Source organism: Bacillus sp. BK450, assembly GCF_004364885.1.
GTDB lineage: Bacteria > Bacillota > Bacilli > Bacillales > Bacillaceae > Bacillus > Bacillus safensis.
In genome coordinates, this window is the sequence record NZ_SOBQ01000003.1 from 55,135 (window position 1) to 70,428 (window position 15,294).

General features: G+C 42.9%; 13 protein-coding genes and 1 pseudogene. 10 read left to right on the top strand and 4 right to left on the bottom strand.

Annotated features, from left to right (window positions below):
- The first annotated feature begins 65 nt into the window (after nucleotides 1-65).
- A complete protein-coding gene (locus EV579_RS10190) occupies nucleotides 66-1,580 on the top strand; it encodes a methyl-accepting chemotaxis protein (protein WP_133744368.1) in 1,515 nt (504 codons plus the stop codon).
- A 39-nt stretch (nucleotides 1,581-1,619) separates the two neighbouring features.
- On the opposite strand, the gene EV579_RS10195 is transcribed toward EV579_RS10190, so the two are convergent.
- Nucleotides 1,620-2,603, bottom strand: coding sequence for a Gfo/Idh/MocA family protein (locus EV579_RS10195; RefSeq protein WP_024423949.1), 984 nt, complete (start codon nucleotides 2,601-2,603; stop codon nucleotides 1,620-1,622).
- Nucleotides 2,604-2,732: 129 nt separating this feature from the next.
- Nucleotides 2,733-3,092 (bottom strand): MerR family transcriptional regulator, encoded by a 360-nt coding sequence (locus EV579_RS10200; RefSeq protein ID WP_024423948.1) that lies wholly within the window; start codon nucleotides 3,090-3,092, stop codon nucleotides 2,733-2,735.
- A 301-nt stretch (nucleotides 3,093-3,393) separates the two neighbouring features.
- On the opposite strand from EV579_RS10200, the gene yidA reads away from it, so the two are divergent.
- On the top strand, nucleotides 3,394-4,206 hold the full coding sequence (yidA, locus tag EV579_RS10205; RefSeq protein ID WP_044334964.1) for a sugar-phosphatase: 813 nt from the start codon (nucleotides 3,394-3,396) through the stop codon (nucleotides 4,204-4,206).
- 37 nt (nucleotides 4,207-4,243) lie between these two features.
- On the opposite strand, the gene EV579_RS10210 is transcribed toward yidA, so the two are convergent.
- On the bottom strand, nucleotides 4,244-5,251 hold the full coding sequence (locus EV579_RS10210; RefSeq protein ID WP_133744369.1) for a helix-turn-helix transcriptional regulator: 1,008 nt from the start codon (nucleotides 5,249-5,251) through the stop codon (nucleotides 4,244-4,246).
- A 129-nt stretch (nucleotides 5,252-5,380) separates the two neighbouring features.
- Here EV579_RS10210 and EV579_RS10215 point away from each other — a divergent pair, with 129 nt between their 5' ends.
- Both EV579_RS10215 and EV579_RS10220 read left to right on the top strand, forming a co-directional pair.
- On the top strand, nucleotides 5,381-6,088 hold the full coding sequence (locus tag EV579_RS10215) for a class I SAM-dependent methyltransferase (protein WP_133744370.1): 708 nt from the start codon (nucleotides 5,381-5,383) through the stop codon (nucleotides 6,086-6,088).
- Nucleotides 6,085-7,182: a saccharopine dehydrogenase family protein gene (locus tag EV579_RS10220; protein ID WP_133744371.1), complete on the top strand. Its 1,098-nt coding sequence runs from the start codon at nucleotides 6,085-6,087 to the stop codon at nucleotides 7,180-7,182. The genes EV579_RS10215 and EV579_RS10220 overlap by 4 nt, the downstream gene beginning before the upstream one ends.
- A gap of 120 nt (nucleotides 7,183-7,302) precedes the next feature.
- Here EV579_RS10220 and EV579_RS10225 read toward each other — a convergent pair whose 3' ends face one another.
- Nucleotides 7,303-9,126: an acyltransferase family protein gene (locus tag EV579_RS10225; protein WP_133744372.1), complete on the bottom strand. Its 1,824-nt coding sequence runs from the start codon at nucleotides 9,124-9,126 to the stop codon at nucleotides 7,303-7,305.
- 225 nt (nucleotides 9,127-9,351) lie between these two features.
- Here EV579_RS10225 and EV579_RS10230 point away from each other — a divergent pair, with 225 nt between their 5' ends.
- The 6 genes and pseudogenes from EV579_RS10230 to EV579_RS10255 all read left to right on the top strand — a co-directional run bounded on the left by EV579_RS10230 (nucleotide 9,352) and on the right by EV579_RS10255 (nucleotide 15,288).
- Nucleotides 9,352-10,227, top strand: a complete 876-nt coding sequence (locus EV579_RS10230; RefSeq protein WP_103131849.1) for an aldose 1-epimerase family protein — start codon at nucleotides 9,352-9,354, stop codon at nucleotides 10,225-10,227.
- A gap of 60 nt (nucleotides 10,228-10,287) precedes the next feature.
- Nucleotides 10,288-11,232 carry a sugar-binding transcriptional regulator gene (locus tag EV579_RS10235; protein ID WP_024427553.1) on the top strand — a complete coding sequence of 315 codons (945 nt, stop codon included), beginning with the start codon at nucleotides 10,288-10,290 and terminating at the stop codon, nucleotides 11,230-11,232.
- Between the two features lie 84 nt (nucleotides 11,233-11,316).
- A complete protein-coding gene (deoC, locus tag EV579_RS10240; protein ID WP_133744373.1) occupies nucleotides 11,317-11,988 on the top strand; it encodes a deoxyribose-phosphate aldolase in 672 nt (223 codons plus the stop codon).
- Between the two features lie 166 nt (nucleotides 11,989-12,154).
- Nucleotides 12,155-13,336, top strand: coding sequence for a NupC/NupG family nucleoside CNT transporter (locus tag EV579_RS10245; protein ID WP_017368363.1), 1,182 nt, complete (start codon nucleotides 12,155-12,157; stop codon nucleotides 13,334-13,336).
- 25 nt (nucleotides 13,337-13,361) lie between these two features.
- On the top strand, nucleotides 13,362-14,663 hold the full coding sequence (locus EV579_RS10250; protein WP_024427551.1) for a pyrimidine-nucleoside phosphorylase: 1,302 nt from the start codon (nucleotides 13,362-13,364) through the stop codon (nucleotides 14,661-14,663).
- A 140-nt stretch (nucleotides 14,664-14,803) separates the two neighbouring features.
- Nucleotides 14,804-15,288 (top strand): annotated as a pseudogene (locus EV579_RS10255) (MarR family winged helix-turn-helix transcriptional regulator).
- Nucleotides 15,289-15,294 lie beyond the last annotated feature (6 nt).

Sequence of the window (15,294 nt, forward strand, 5' to 3'; positions counted from 1 at the left end):
AATAAAGAATTGTTTATAATTGTAAAATATTTCAAGAACGTTAGAGTTGAAAGGAGTTATGAAAGATGTTTAAGAGGAAAGCAAATGATTCATCGGCTGAAATCCTTCTGAGTGAAAGCAGCCAATTAATAGAACGAATTGAAAAGGGAGACCTTTCAGCAAGACTAGACACTGCTGCATTTTCTTCTAGCCAAACGATAGAAGCAGTGGCGCAAATGAATGAAGCTTTGCAAAAGATGCAGGAGGCCAATGAAAATATTCAAATGCGGATGGATTTAGTGACAAAAGCCATTCAAGTTGGCTTATGGGATATGGTCGTCATCGCTGGAGACCCGGTCAATCCAAAGAATGAATTCACATGGACGGATGAATTCCGCAAAATGATCGGCTTTCAAAATGAGCACGATTTTCCGAATCTATTAGACAGCTGGGCGTCTCGAATTCATCCGGATGAACAAGAATATACTCTAAATGCATTCTCTTCGCATTTATTGGATCATTCAGGGCGTACGCCGTATGATATCGAATATCGCTTAAAGTTAAAAAACGGGGATTATCGTTGGTTCAAAGCAACTGGAACGACCGTTCGAGATCGAAATGGTGTCCCTCTTCGTGTGGCGGGCGCTCTTTTTGATATTCATGATCAGAAATTGAAAGAAGAAGAGCTGCAAGCATTTGTTACAAGATATGACTTAATCAACCGTGCGCTTGTCGAAGCTCCTTGGGACATGGTGGTAGAGGCAGGCGATCCAGTCAATCCAAATAACGAATTCTGGTGGTCTCCTCAGTTCAGAAAAACGCTTGGCTTTACAGACGAAAAAGATTTCCCGAATGTTCTGAGCAGCTGGAGCGATCGTCTGCATCCTGAGGATCAAGAAATGGCTCTCCAAGCTTTTGCAGATCATTTAAATGACCACTCTGGACGCACACCGTTTGATATTGATTACAGATTGCAACGCAAAAATGGTGAGTACCGCTGGTATCATGCAGGTGGTGAAACCATCCGTGATGAAAAAGGTGTGCCTCTTCGTGTGGCAGGAACCATTCGTGACATCACGTTAGAAAAAAACAAAGAGAAAACAGCAGATGAAATGGCTTCACAAGTAGAACAGCTTTCAAGTTCTATTAGTGAGATGGTTTCGGGCATTAGCTCTGTGACAAATCAAGCACAGGAGCTGGCTGTCGCTCAAGAGCAGTCAACGTCTGCCGCACACTTAGCAAAAAATAGTGCAGATGAGACAAAAAATATTTCTGACTTAATCAAAGAAGTGGCAAACCAAACGAACCTGCTTGGTCTAAATGCTGCGATTGAAGCAGCTAGAGCTGGTGAACAAGGCCGCGGATTCTCTGTCGTTGCAGATGAAGTACGAAAGCTGGCGCTGCATAGTGCCAATGCAACGGAAAATATTGAATCTAGTTTAACGGATATGAAAACACAAATTGATGAAATTCTTGAAAATATCTCGAATATGACAGCTCTTACGCAAACTCAGGCTGCTTTAACAGAGCAAGTGAATGCTGCAGTCGATGAAGTGAATCACATGTCTCAGCGTCTTGTGGCGTATTCAAAGAGTATTTAATGAAAAAAACCGCCCTCTCATAGAAGGCGGTTTTTTTCATTAAATTTGATCTGCTGGGAAAACAATACCTGCATCTTTTCTTGCGGCATCAAGAACTTTCATCACGGAGAGACTTTCATCAAGCCATGCATAGCACTGTTCATGATTTTTTGTTTCAATGATCTGCTGGAAAGCTTCTGCTTCATAAAACAGACGATTTGGATTCGTTTGTGCATTGAGTGAGATGACCCTGTCATCAACATGCAGCAGCACTTCCTCGCAGCCATTCGCCCCATTTTTCACATGAATGAAGCCTTTTTCTCCTTGAATCAATGCAAAGTTCATGCTGCTTGTATCCTTACTGCCGACACTTGTCGCAATAAAATCATTGTAAGTGAACGTCAAAACACCAGATGTGTCAATACCGTTTGGATGGCGGTTTGCCTGATATCGGACTTGCTCTGGTGATCCAAAGAGGTTCATGATGAAATGGACATTATAGATATTAATATCCATCAGCGCTCCCCCAGAGAACTCAGGGTTAAAGACATTTGGCGTTTCGCCGGCTAGCAGCTGATTATATTTGCTTGAATATTGACTATAGTTGCATTGAACCAGTTTGATTTTACCTAATTGATGAAGGTGCTTTTTGATCAAATGATAGTTTGGCATATGAACGGTCGTAATGGCTTCAAATAGGAGAAGCTGCTTTTCCTTTGCGAGAGCGATTAAGGCTTCCAGCTCTTTCACATTAGAGGTGAAAGGCTTTTCGCATATCACATGTTTTCCGTGTTTCAATGCTTTCGTTGCATGCTCGCTATGTAAACGATTCGGTGATGCGATGTAAACGGCTTCTACGTGAGGATCTTCTAGCATAGCAGTTAGATCCGTATAAGTTGTCTGCACTCCAAATTTGTCTGCGAGCTTCTTTGCCGTTGCTTCCTTTCTTGAATAAACAGCGTGACAAGAAGCACCGTCGAGCTGTTCAATCGCTTGCAGGAAGCCTTCCACAATGATACCTGTTCCGATGGTTGCGATGTTCATTCTCAAAACCCCTTCCACTCGTTTAAGCTGACTCTAGTATAACCGATGTTTTCATTGAACGTGTACTGAGATACCTGAGCGAAGGTGTGCCAGTGACCAACACCGGCACACCTTTGGCAGCCCTTACAATCAGCTGATATTTGCTAATGTTTGCTTTGTTAACAATTGAATAGCTGCCTTCCTTTTTTTTAACTCTTGAATAGAGTGCTGGATATCTTCGACTTTTTGCTCGAGCAGCTGTTCAGCTTCTGTTTTTGACTTTTTTTCGAAAAGTGATTTGATAATTTCACGAATTTCTTTAAGGGAGAAATCTAGCTTTCTCGCTTCGGTGATAAATGACAGCATGAGTACATATTTTTTATCATATAGACGATAGCCGTTATGCGCTCTTTTGGGCTCTGGGAGCACCCCTTCATTTTCGTAAAAACGAATGGTTTCAATATGTACTCCAGACATTTTTGACAATTTACCTCTCGTAAACGTAATCATTCCCTGCACCTCCTTTCTTTGCTATTCATCATACAATTAGATTTGCTCGTTTCAAAACATTCTATAGTGGTGGACAATTGTTCTGTTTTACTTGTTTCAAATGGGTGATCAGCACGATGAATAGAATGCGTTATAATAGAGTAGACTCTTGTGATATTTGTTACAGATAAGAACAAGTAGACAGCGTGAAGAAAAAACGATAGGCTAAAATAGGTAAATAGTAATGAAATAACCTGTCATCATCGTAATGATGGCTCAAAATAGTGACAGCACGTTTTTGCTGAGAAAAGGGGACCAGTGAATGTATAAATTAGTCGCAATTGATATGGATGGTACGTTATTAAATGATCAACATATGGTGCCGGATGAAGTGTTTGAAGCCATTCAACAGGCTAAGGCAGAAGGGATTAAAATTGTTTTATGTACAGGCCGGCCAATTGGCGGGGTAAATCGCTATTTAGCTGATCTTCAGCTTGATCAAGAGGGAGATTATGTGATCGCCTATAATGGAGCGCTTGTTCAAAACAGCCATACAAATGAAGTGGTGTCAGAGCTGACATTATCCTATGATGACTTAACTTCGTTATATGAATTGAGCCGTCAGCTGGACACGCCGATGCATTATTTCGATTCAGCCAATTTATACACACCGAATCGCGATATTAGTGAATACACAGTGCTTGAATCCTACTTAACAAAACTGCCGCTGAAATATATGCCTGTTGAAGAGGCAGATTCATCGATGAGACTTCCAAAAATGATGTATATTGATCAGCCAGAACGTTTGGAAAAAACGATAGAAGCCATTCCATCTGAAGTGAAGGAAAAATATATGATGGTAAAAAGTACAGATTTCTTCCTTGAAATCCTGCATCCTGATGTGAGTAAGGGAAATGCCGTGAAGCTTCTAGCGAAGGAGCTGGGAATTCCTCGTGAAGAAGTCATGGCTATTGGGGATAACGGGAACGACGTCTCAATGCTAGAGTTTGCAGGCTGCGGCGTCGCTATGGGAAATGCCATTGATGATGTCAAAGCTGTAGCAGATGTTGTAACAAAATCTAATAATGAAGCCGGAGTAGCACATGTGCTGCATGAGCTGGTTTTAGGAAAATAAAAAGAGAGAGCGGTCTACCAGTGCGGTAGCCGCTTTTTTATATATTGGAGAAAAAGTAAACAAGCATACGTCTGCTGCTTAAATTCGTCTTTTGCAGCATCGCTTTCACATGATCATGAACGGTATGGAGTGAAATATATAAATTACTCGCAATTTCCTTTGTCGACTGGCCCTTTAATAAGCAGTCGAGGACGTTCATCTCTCTTTCTGTCAGCCTGTACGTTTTCGCTGCATAAGGAAGAATATCATTTGTTTGGGCTCGTTTGATGTGAATCATGACAGCCTCCTCCTGCCTGTCAGCCTGCGCCAATCGAAAGGCTTGAAGGGAAAGAAAGGCCCCCGTAGGCATTCTTGTGATGCTTGCTGCTGTTTGATCGGTCCCGCCGTATAAAAGTTTAGCGCCTAATGCTCTGAACGGGCGGGGCATGACGGATTGGTCATGGATTTGTTCAAAGGCTTGAAATGTATGAAGCCAATGGAGCCCTGTCTCATTTCCATAAAGAAGCTTGTAATGAGTTGAAAGAATGAGAAATCCTTGCTGCTCCGCCGTATCATCATCTTCAGTGTCTCTTTTTTTGAAAAGCTCATCTCTCAGCTTGGCTGCAAGTGCCGGTGTTAGATCGATGACTGCTTGTATATCTCGCTTCTGAAAAGGTTCCTTGCCCTTTTGACGATAAAGGCTGGCGATACCCCAGCATTCTCCTTGAATCACAAGGGCTGCCCGCAATTCATCAGACCAACCGTTAGGTAACAAAATATGCTGATAGCGCTCGCTGTTCAAATATGCCCCGCTTTGGATGAGACTCGCAGCATGAATAGGGCCTTTGGCTAGAAACTCATGCTGATGCACGTCCCTTTTTAAAAATTCATTTTGAAAGAGCTGGTCATGAATTTCTTCAATCGATTCATCAGTGTAGGAACCTGTCGAGAGGAGAGTGGCTGGATCGATGGTTGTGATACAGACGGCATCAAAATCAATGACAGCAGCAAGCTCGTCCCGAATGTGCTGCCTTATCTGCTGAAAATGAGTGGCTGGATTGACCACATGATCTCCTCCTCAAAAACCCCCACTTTTAGGGATCGTTTTTTCTGGTGCCTCTTTTTACAATAAAGACGTCATATCGTTAGTGTACAGGAAACGATGGAAAGCGGAAAGGAACTGGAGGAGAATCATATGAAAGGAAACCAGCATTGGCACGACCCTGTTGCTGAATCATACGCAGCAACGATTTCACATAAAGTACCCGGCTATCACCTTTTGCATGAGTTATCAGTAGATGTATTAGAAGCTGAAATAAAGGGAGCGGCCTCTCGTATTCTAACTGTCGGAGCGGGTGGGGGCGAAGAGATCATCAACATGCTTCAGAGAAAAGAAGACTGGCTCATCACAGGAGTCGATCCGTCTGCATCTATGCTGAATATGGCGAAACAGCGGGTTTCACAGCTCCATATGGAGGCGCGTGTCACCTGGTATGAGACCGCATTAAACAAGGTGTCTGCTGAAGCTGTTTACGATGCCGCAGTGAGCCTGCTCGTGATTCATTTTGTAGAAAATCGGCTGCCATTTTTACAGGAGATTGCCCGAAGGCTTCAACCAGGGGCCCCGTTTGTACTCGCATTTATACAAGGAGAGATGAATTCCAGCGCATTTCAGCAGGAGCTTCAGATGCTGTCTCTTTTCATGAAGCGGCAAGGTCTAGGAAAAGAAGTGTTTTCGTCCTTTAATGACAGGCTGGGACGTGCAACATATCCTGTGCCTGAGGAGGAGATGAGAGGACATTTAATTGAGGCGGGGTTTCGAGACATCAGACCTTATTTTCAGGCAGGAATGATCAAAGGGCTTGTTTGCAAGCGAGGTCGTAGAGAGGCGGATGAGAGATGAGATCACAGGTGATGGTAATTGGCGGCTATGGACATGTCGGACAGCAAATATGTCTTCAGTTAAGTGAAGTGTATCCAGGGCAAATTGTTGCGGCGGGCAGGAGCTATGAGAAGGCCGAACAATTTTCACAGCAGACAAAAAGAAGAGTCCGTCCTTACAAACTAGATGTTAGTCAGCCATTACATTCGGACTGGATGGATGAAACAAAGCTGGTGATCATGTGTCTCGACCAAGATGACACGTCATTTGCTGAAACCGTTCTGCGGGCAGGCATTGATTATATCGATATTTCTGCAAAGGGGGCGTATATGGAGCAAATGGCACAGCTGGATCAGCAGCAAATCAGTGCTACGGCTTTGCTCAGTGTAGGCCTCGCGCCCGGTCTTACAAATTTATTAGCTGCAAAAACGGCATCTATGCTTTCATCAGTGGATCAAATAGATATTGGGATTATGCTTGGGTTGGGGGATCAGCATGGAAAAGCCGCGATTGAATGGACGATTGATCATGTCCATACTGAATATGAACTCACTGAGCATGATCAGCGGAAAAGAATGAAAAGCTTTACTGGAGGCAGACAGGTCAACTTTGGTGAACAGCTTGGAAAGCGGTATGCCTATCGATTCCCCTTCTCTGATCAACAGACATTGCCTTCCACACTTCATGTGCCATCTGTGACGACAAGGCTTTGTTTTGATTCACGTCTTGCGACGGGTGCATTGGCCTTCACAAGGAGCCTTGGACTGACGTCGTTCCTTACACTGCCGAAGATGAAGGACAGAGCCATTTCAATGATTCAATCTTCTCAAGCGGGAACAGATCAATATGCAGTCAAAGTGGAAGCGGCAGGGACGGATGGGAAAAAGGTTCATCATACAGCGCTTGGTATAAAAGGACACGACGAGTCTCAAGCAACAGCTCAAGTCGCCTGTGCTGCGGCCCTGCATTTATTGAACAGGCGGTTTCAGTCAGGAGTTTTTCATATTGAACAATTATTTTCACTAGCATATGAGAACGGGCTTTTTGCTTTGGTGGATCAAAAAACAAAGGAAGAGCAGACATTAGCGATAAGGGCCAGCCTTTTGACGGCATAAAAGCAGCGTGCAGACAAACCCTCGCATTCGGTGTCAGGTCTGCGTGCCGATACTCGCCCTTCCTCGACTGCAAAGGTTTTCTATCACGCTGAAAAAAAGACTAGCATTCTGCTAGTCTTTTTATGATGACGTCGACACATCCCCTTTTTTCTTAATGCTTGCTGTGATGAGCTGTGTCAATGTGTCAGAACCTTTTTTTGAAAGGTGGACCCCATCGGACTGAAAATAGGATGGCTGTCCAGTAGCGGCTGAATGCCAATCGACCAAGGTAACATTTTGATCTTGATCGGCCACTCGCTGAATGACCGCATTCACATCATTTTCCCATGACCTTGGAACCCTCGTATTCACTAGGAAAATATGTGCCTTAGAAAAGTTTTGAATGAATGCTTTCAGCGTGTCCTCAGTAAAATAACCATTTGTGCCAAGTTCAATGATAACAGCAGCATCAGATTGATTAAATGATTTGTATTGAGGGGCGATGCTGATGGCTTCGTTCATCTGTCTGCCAACTTTCCCATCGATGGTGATTTGTTTATATGCTTTTTCAAGATTCGGCGCAATGTCTAGCATGACAGAATCACCTATGGCAAGAACTTGGTGAAATTGTTTTTGATCAGCTGCTTTTTTCTCGTGCTTTTCTTTCTTTTTCTTCTCTTTTGATTCCGATGGTTCGGCTGTTTTTTTCGGTGCTGTCTTAATTTGCGTCACTTCCTTCACATGTGGGGAGGAAGTGGACGAGTTGGACATGCCAATGATAAATAAGATCAAAAGAGCTGCGGTGATTCCAAGGAACACCTTATTAGATGTAGACCACTGTTTGATTCCTTTTTTCCAAATAGACCAAGAGGAAAAATATTGTCTGAAGCCATGCTGGCGGATCGGTTGTTCGATGAAGCGATAGGAAGCCTCAGCAACTAGTAAAATGGCGATGAGCTGCAATGTGACACGCGCTATGGAAGGCTGTCCAATTTCAATGACCGGTGTGGTCAGTACGATAATGGGATAATGCCACAGATAAATACCATAAGACCGCTTACCTAGCCAGACAAGCGGCTGAAAGGACAGCCATTTCCCTATAAGACTTGCAGGGTGGCAGACGCACGCAATTAAGATGGCCGCATTCAGACAGAATAAAAGCATGCCGCCCTGATAGAGAAAGGCATCGAAATCGTCCACTGCATAAACACAAAGAAGGAAAATCGCAAACGAACCGAACCCGGCAATATGTAAAATACGTCTGCCAACAGGAAGTAATTTTTTGCTGGACAGTCTTTGCATAGGCCACACAAATGCCAGGCTGCATCCAATCAGGAGCGCAAATGCACGAGTATCTGTTCCATAATAAACCCTGCTTGGATCGGTATCTGGTGAATAAAGAATCGCCATCCATAAGGCAGAGACAAGTGCAAGTCCAAAGGTGATCATAGGCAGATGGGATCTGTTTTTTACCCATTTCAGCCCTGCAATCAACAGTACCGGCCAAATGATATAAAATTGCTCTTCTATCGCCAGAGACCATAAATTTTTCAGTGGAGATAGGGCATTGAAGCTATCAAAATATGAAAGCTGATGAAAAATGTACCACCAGTTACTGACATAAAAAAAGGACGATATGGCATCGCCACGAATGGACAATAATGCGTTTGATCCAGCAATCGCGCACCAGCTGACGGTTATAAAAATCATGATGTAAGCGGCTGGAAGAAGCCTCCTGATCCGTCCCATCCAAAATGGCAAAAGCTCTTGATAGCCTAAATTCTGCTTATGTAACAAGATCGTTGTAATCAAGTAACCAGAAATGACAAAAAATAAATCAACGCCAAGAAACCCGCCGCTTGCGGGTCCGATATGTAAGTGATAAGCAATGACTGCCAATACAGCAACGGCTCTTAGTCCATCTAATCCTAAAATATAACGAAAACGATTTTCCTTGCTGTTCATGAAAATGAATCCCCCATCAATGTCAAACGCTTCTTTTTGTTGTTCATTCAAAAGAGCAACGATTCTTTTATTTTATATAAGATTAGACGAATCAGCATTACATTTTGTTGGCGAATTTCTGTCTTTTTTAAAATTTTTTTAATTGGTGAGTAAGAGATGTCGAATTTGATACTCAAAACCAAAATCCCTGTCATAATAAAAGAAGAAGGAAAGGGGATGTATTGAATGAAAACGATTGAAAATGATCAGTTATTGGTTCAGATTCATGAAAAAGGAGCGGAAGTCAGGGAGGTGCTTGACAAGGAAAGCGGGCGTCACTATATGTGGTCTGGTGATCCAGCTTATTGGGGCAGGGTGTCGCCTGTCTTGTTTCCGATTGTTGGGCGATTAATGAATGATCAATACAAGATTGACGATCAAACCTTTGAGCTCACACAGCATGGGTTTTTACGTGATGTCAATTTTGATTTATATGAAGAAACGAAGCATACGGTGACCTTTCAATATGAATCAAGAGGCCGGCACGTGAAGCAATACCCGTATGAATTTACAGCGCGAATTCGTTATGAACTATTGGAAAATGGACTGAAGATTTCCTGGGAAATTGATCATGACGGAGAGGATACGATGTATTTCTCCATTGGAGGACACCCAGCATTTCGTATTCCGCTTGTTGAAGGCGAGCAAACATCAGATTATTCACTCACATTGACACCTTCCACTGAACATCTCCCTGTGCAATATGAACTGCGGAATTCACTTATCAGGGAGAAAGAAAAAGGCATTCAGCTTGAGCCGATCCAGCTTCGCCCAGAGCTTTTTCAGCATGATGCGATGATCTTTAGTCATATCAATCGAGTGTCATTGACTTCAGGGGCAGGTCACGGAGTTGAGGTCGATCTCACTGGCTTTCCTTTCGTTGGCATTTGGTCGCCTTATGATCAAGAAAAAGGAACGATGGCTCCTTTTGTTTGTATTGAGCCGTGGTATGGCATCGCCGATAGGGAAGGGACGAATGGACAGTATAAAGAGAAGTTTGGCATTCAAACATTAGAAAAGAATGAGACCTTTCATGCCGCTTATACAATTTTCTTTAAATGAACATTTGTGCATGATGAGGTGAACAATTTGTTATGATAGAAGAAAAAAGGGGGCGTATGAATGGATCGAGAGAAACAACAGCTGAGTATTGAAGCGGCAAGGCTTTACTATTTGTCTGATTACAGCCAGCAGGAAATTGCCAAGCAGCTCGACCTGTCGAGACCGACCGTATCTCGGCTACTTCAATATGCGAAAGAGAAGGGATACGTCCAGATTACGGTGATGGATCCGTTTGAGGATTTAAACGAGCTTTCTTCATTGCTCAAGGAAAAATATGACCTTCTCGAAGCACATGTGGTATTTTCGCCAAAGGACGACTATCCAACCATCACCGATTATTTGAGCCGATTTGGTGCAGATTACTTGCAAGAGACGGTGAAAGACGGTGATATCGTTGGCGTGAGCTGGGGAACGACTATGTATCAAATTGCACAAAAGATGCAACCTAAACAGGTAAAAGGTGTAGAGGTTGTTCAGCTCAAGGGCGGAATCAGCCATTCTCATGTGAATACATATTCGGCGGAAACCATCCAGTTGTTTGCTGAGGCCTTTCAAACAGCACCGCGCTATTTGCCGCTTCCTGTTGTATTTGATAGTGCTGCCGTCAAGGAGATGGTTGAGCAGGACAGACATATTCAGCGAATTATTGAAATGGGCAAGCAGGCGAATATCGCTGTGTTTACTGTTGGAACGGTAAGAGATGAAGCACTTTTGTTTAGACTAGGTTATTTCCGTGAAGAAGAAAAAGCGCTCCTCAAGGAATCCAGTGTTGGAGACATTTGCTCGCGTTTTTATGATCAAGATGGACGCATTTGCAGTGAAGCCATTAACAATCGCACAATTGGCGTGGAGCTAGATGATTTAAGGACAAAAGAACGATCCATTCTTGTCGCTGGCGGTCATCGAAAGGTGGCTTCTATACACGGTGCACTAAGAGGGAAATATGCCAATGTATTGATCATCGATCAGCACACAGCGAGGGCTCTTTTAAATGTCACAAAATAGATGAACGAAATTTCATAACCATGTTTACAATTGTTCATCCGTCATATATGATGAAAGTATCATAATTAAAAGGAAGTGTGAAGCATGACGATAGCAAAGCTCATTGATCATACAGCACTAAAACCAGATACATCTAGAGCTGCAATTATGCAGTTACTTGAAGAAGCAAAGACCCATCAATTTGCATCTGTTTGCGTGAACCCAACTTGGGTATCTCTTGCGTCGAAAGAACTAGCAGGAACAGGTGTTGATGTATGTACAGTCATCGGTTTCCCATTAGGCGCCAATACAACAGCGGTGAAAGCATTCGAAACAAAGGATGCGATTGAAAACGGTGCAACAGAAGTGGACATGGTCATCAATGTTGCGGCATTAAAAGACGGCGAATATGATGTGGTTGAACAAGATATTCGTGCAGTTGTAGACGCAGCAAAAGGCAAAGCATTAGTAAAAGTCATTATTGAAACATGTTTACTTACTGATGAAGAAAAAGTCAAAGCTTGTGAGCTTTCAGTAAAAGCGGGCGCTGATTTTGTAAAAACATCGACTGGATTTAGTACAGGCGGTGCAACGGCTGAGGACATCGCATTAATGCGTAAAACAGTAGGGCCTGACATCGGTGTGAAAGCATCAGGCGGCGTGAGAACAAAAGAAGACGTTGAGGCAATGACAGCTGCAGGTGCTACTCGTATTGGCGCAAGTGCAGGCGTTTCCATTATCAAAGGGGACCAATCAGCTCCTTCGAAAGACTATTAATTCATACGATCCTATGGTAGGATAACATTCATGACTCATAAATGATGAAAAAGTCATATGCGGAAGGAACTCGCTTCTGGGAATTTCTTCCGCGTTTTGTTTGCGAAATAGGGTTTGTTCCATACAAGCGCATTAATGTAAACGAATTCATTCAAGGAGGAAAAACATGAAATACGTGATTGGTATCATCGGTTTGCTAGTGATTCTCGCCATTGCATGGCTGGCTAGTAATGGAAAAAAACGAGTGAAATTCCGTCCAGTAATTGTCATGATTGTACTGCAATTTATTTTAGGTTATATTCTGCTCAATACAGGTGTTGGAAACTTCCTAGTCGGAGGCTTTGCAAAAGGATTCCAAATGCTTCTAGGCTATGCCGGCGAAGGAATCAACTTTGTATTTGGCGGGTTAATGAATGATAATGCGTCCACTTTCTTCATCAATGTTTTACTGCCGATCGTCTTTATCTCGGCGTTAATCGGTATTCTGCAGCATTGGCGTATTCTTCCGCTTATCGTACGCGGAATCGGATATTTGCTTAGTAAAGTGAACGGTATGGGGAAACTAGAATCTTATAATGCAGTAGCGTCTGCGATTTTAGGTCAATCAGAAGTCTTTATTTCTATTAAGAAACAGCTTGGATTATTACCTCAGCAGCGTCTTTATACATTATGTGCATCTGCAATGTCGACGGTATCGATGTCGATTGTTGGTGCGTACATGCAAATGATTAAACCAGAGTACGTGGTTACAGCACTTGTGCTGAACCTATTTGGTGGATTTATTATCGCATCAATCATCAATCCATATGAAGTGTCTAAGGATGAAGACATGCTTGAAGTCGTCGAGGAAGAAAGACAATCCTTCTTCGAAATGCTTGGCGAATACATTATGGATGGTTTCAAAGTAGCAATTGTTGTTGCTGCAATGTTGATTGGATTCGTTGCATTAATTGCGATGATTAATGGTATCTTTACAGCAGTCATCGGTGTTTCTTTCCAAGATGTACTTGGATATGTCTTTGCTCCATTTGCGTTCCTTGTCGGTGTACCTTGGAGCGAAGCAGTACAAGCAGGAAGCATTATGGCAACCAAAATGGTATCGAACGAATTTGTTGCGATGCTCGCTCTATCTGGAGACGGCCTGCATTTCACTGCTCGTACAGAAGCGATTATTTCTGTATTCCTTGTATCATTTGCGAACTTCTCTTCTATCGGTATCATTGCTGGAGCAGTCAAAGGCTTAAACGAAAAGCAAGGGAACGTTGTCGCACGCTTTGGATTAAAGCTGTTATTCGGTGCAACTCTTGTCAGTTTCTTAACAGCAGGCGTTGTCGGTTTGATTTACTAATTTAAAAAAAGGAATGGTGAAAACAATGAGAATGGTAGATATCATTGCGAAAAAACGTGACGGAAAAGAATTAACTTCAGAGGAAATTTCTTTCTTTGTCAAAGGTTATACGGACGGAACAATTCCTGACTACCAAGCAAGTGCCTTGGCTATGGCGATTTTCTTCCAAGATATGACGGATCAAGAACGTGCAGACTTAACACTCGCTATGGCGAACTCAGGAGATACAATTGACCTGTCTGCCATTGACGGTATTAAAGTAGACAAGCACTCAACAGGCGGTGTAGGCGATACAACAACGCTTGTACTCGCTCCTCTTGTTGCGGCACTAGATGTACCTGTTGCGAAAATGTCTGGGCGCGGTCTTGGGCATACAGGCGGTACAGTGGACAAGCTTGAAGCGGTCAAAGGCTTTCACGTAGAAATTACAAAAGACGAATTCATCGAGCTCGTGAACCGTCATAAAGTAGCAGTTATTGGCCAATCAGGTAACCTGACACCAGCTGATAAAAAGCTGTATGCTCTTCGTGATGTGACAGGAACTGTTAACTCAATTCCGCTTATTGCAAGCTCCATTATGAGTAAGAAAATTGCTGCTGGTGCAGATGCGATTGTACTTGATGTGAAAACAGGCGCAGGTGCTTTCATGAAAACACCAGAAGACTCAGAAAAGCTTGCAAAAGCCATGGTACGCATCGGAAACAACGTAGGCAGACAAACAATGGCGGTTATCTCTGACATGTCTCAGCCGCTAGGATTAGCGATTGGAAATTCCCTTGAAGTGAAAGAAGCGATTGACACACTCCGAGGCGAAGGTCCTGAAGACTTAAACGAGCTTGTGCTCACATTAGGAAGTCAAATGGTCGTTCTTGCGAAAAAAGCAGACACACTTGATGAAGCAAGAGAAAAGCTGATTGAAGTGATGAAAAACGGCAAAGCACTTGAGAAATTCAAGGAATTCTTAGAAAACCAAGGTGGAGACAGCTCAATTGTGGATCAGCCTGAAAAACTGCCGCAAGCACCTTACAAAATCGAAGTACCTGCAAAAGAATCAGGTGTCGTAGCTGAAATCGTCGCGGACGAAATCGGTGTTGCAGCGATGATCCTTGGAGCAGGACGCGCAACAAAAGAGGACGATATTGACCTATCTGTCGGCATCATGCTGAACAAAAAAGTGGGCGATCGTGTTGAAAAAGGAGATTCACTTGTGACTCTCCATGCGAATCGTGAAGATGTTGCAAATGTCATGGAGAAAATTTATGACAACATCCGCATTGCTGATCATGCTGATGCACCAACTTTGATCCACACGGTCATTACTGAATAAAGAAAAAGGACAAAAGTGATTCGTCGCTTTTGTCTTTTTTTATGCTTGTCATTTTCTATTGAAATAAAAAAATTCACTTTATGAAACAAACCTCTTGCAATCATCAAACAATGGGTGTATATTAATTGACGAGTCAATGATTGATATATCAAGTAATTGATTTCTGAATAGAAAAGAGGGGATGGCATTGACTGCATTTTGCTCTGAAGAGGCAGAGGTATTATATCGTTTGCAGTGCGTGAACCGTATGATGGGCGTGAAGTTCGAAGCATGCACGGGCATCAGCCAATCAAGACTTGAGTTGCTATCGCTGTTATTCCAAGCCGATGAAATCAGCCAATCAGATTTGCAGAAAAAAGTAAATATTGATAGTGCAGCTGTGACGCGTCATTTAAAACAGCTAGAAACAAAAGGAATGGTCACACGCAGAAGAAAACCAGAAGATAATCGAGTCACACTTGTCCGCTTAACAGAAGAAGGCAGAACGAGAATCGAAGCTTCTAAAATAGAAAAAGAACGATTTATCTCAGAAATGCTTGAAAACGTAAGTGAAGAAGAACGAAGGCTTCTCACTGATGTGCTCATCCGTATACAACAAAACATCGAAAAGATTCAAACAACCTAAAGGAGT

Bases quoted from the DNA above. Each gene is read 5' to 3' on its own strand.
- EV579_RS10190 (WP_133744368.1), top strand. From the start codon at position 66: ATGTTTAAGAGGAAAGCAAATGATTCATCGGCTGAAATCCTTCTGAGT.
- EV579_RS10195 (WP_024423949.1), bottom strand. From the start codon at position 2,603: ATGAACATCGCAACCATCGGAACAGGTATCATTGTGGAAGGCTTCCTG.
- EV579_RS10200 (WP_024423948.1), bottom strand. From the start codon at position 3,092: ATGATTACGTTTACGAGAGGTAAATTGTCAAAAATGTCTGGAGTACAT.
- yidA (WP_044334964.1), top strand. From the start codon at position 3,394: ATGTATAAATTAGTCGCAATTGATATGGATGGTACGTTATTAAATGAT.
- EV579_RS10215 (WP_133744370.1), top strand. From the start codon at position 5,381: ATGAAAGGAAACCAGCATTGGCACGACCCTGTTGCTGAATCATACGCA.
- EV579_RS10220 (WP_133744371.1), top strand. From the start codon at position 6,085: ATGAGATCACAGGTGATGGTAATTGGCGGCTATGGACATGTCGGACAG.
- EV579_RS10225 (WP_133744372.1), bottom strand. From the start codon at position 9,126: ATGAACAGCAAGGAAAATCGTTTTCGTTATATTTTAGGATTAGATGGA.
- EV579_RS10230 (WP_103131849.1), top strand. From the start codon at position 9,352: ATGAAAACGATTGAAAATGATCAGTTATTGGTTCAGATTCATGAAAAA.
- EV579_RS10235 (WP_024427553.1), top strand. From the start codon at position 10,288: ATGGATCGAGAGAAACAACAGCTGAGTATTGAAGCGGCAAGGCTTTAC.
- deoC (WP_133744373.1), top strand. From the start codon at position 11,317: ATGACGATAGCAAAGCTCATTGATCATACAGCACTAAAACCAGATACA.
- EV579_RS10245 (WP_017368363.1), top strand. From the start codon at position 12,155: ATGAAATACGTGATTGGTATCATCGGTTTGCTAGTGATTCTCGCCATT.
- EV579_RS10250 (WP_024427551.1), top strand. From the start codon at position 13,362: ATGAGAATGGTAGATATCATTGCGAAAAAACGTGACGGAAAAGAATTA.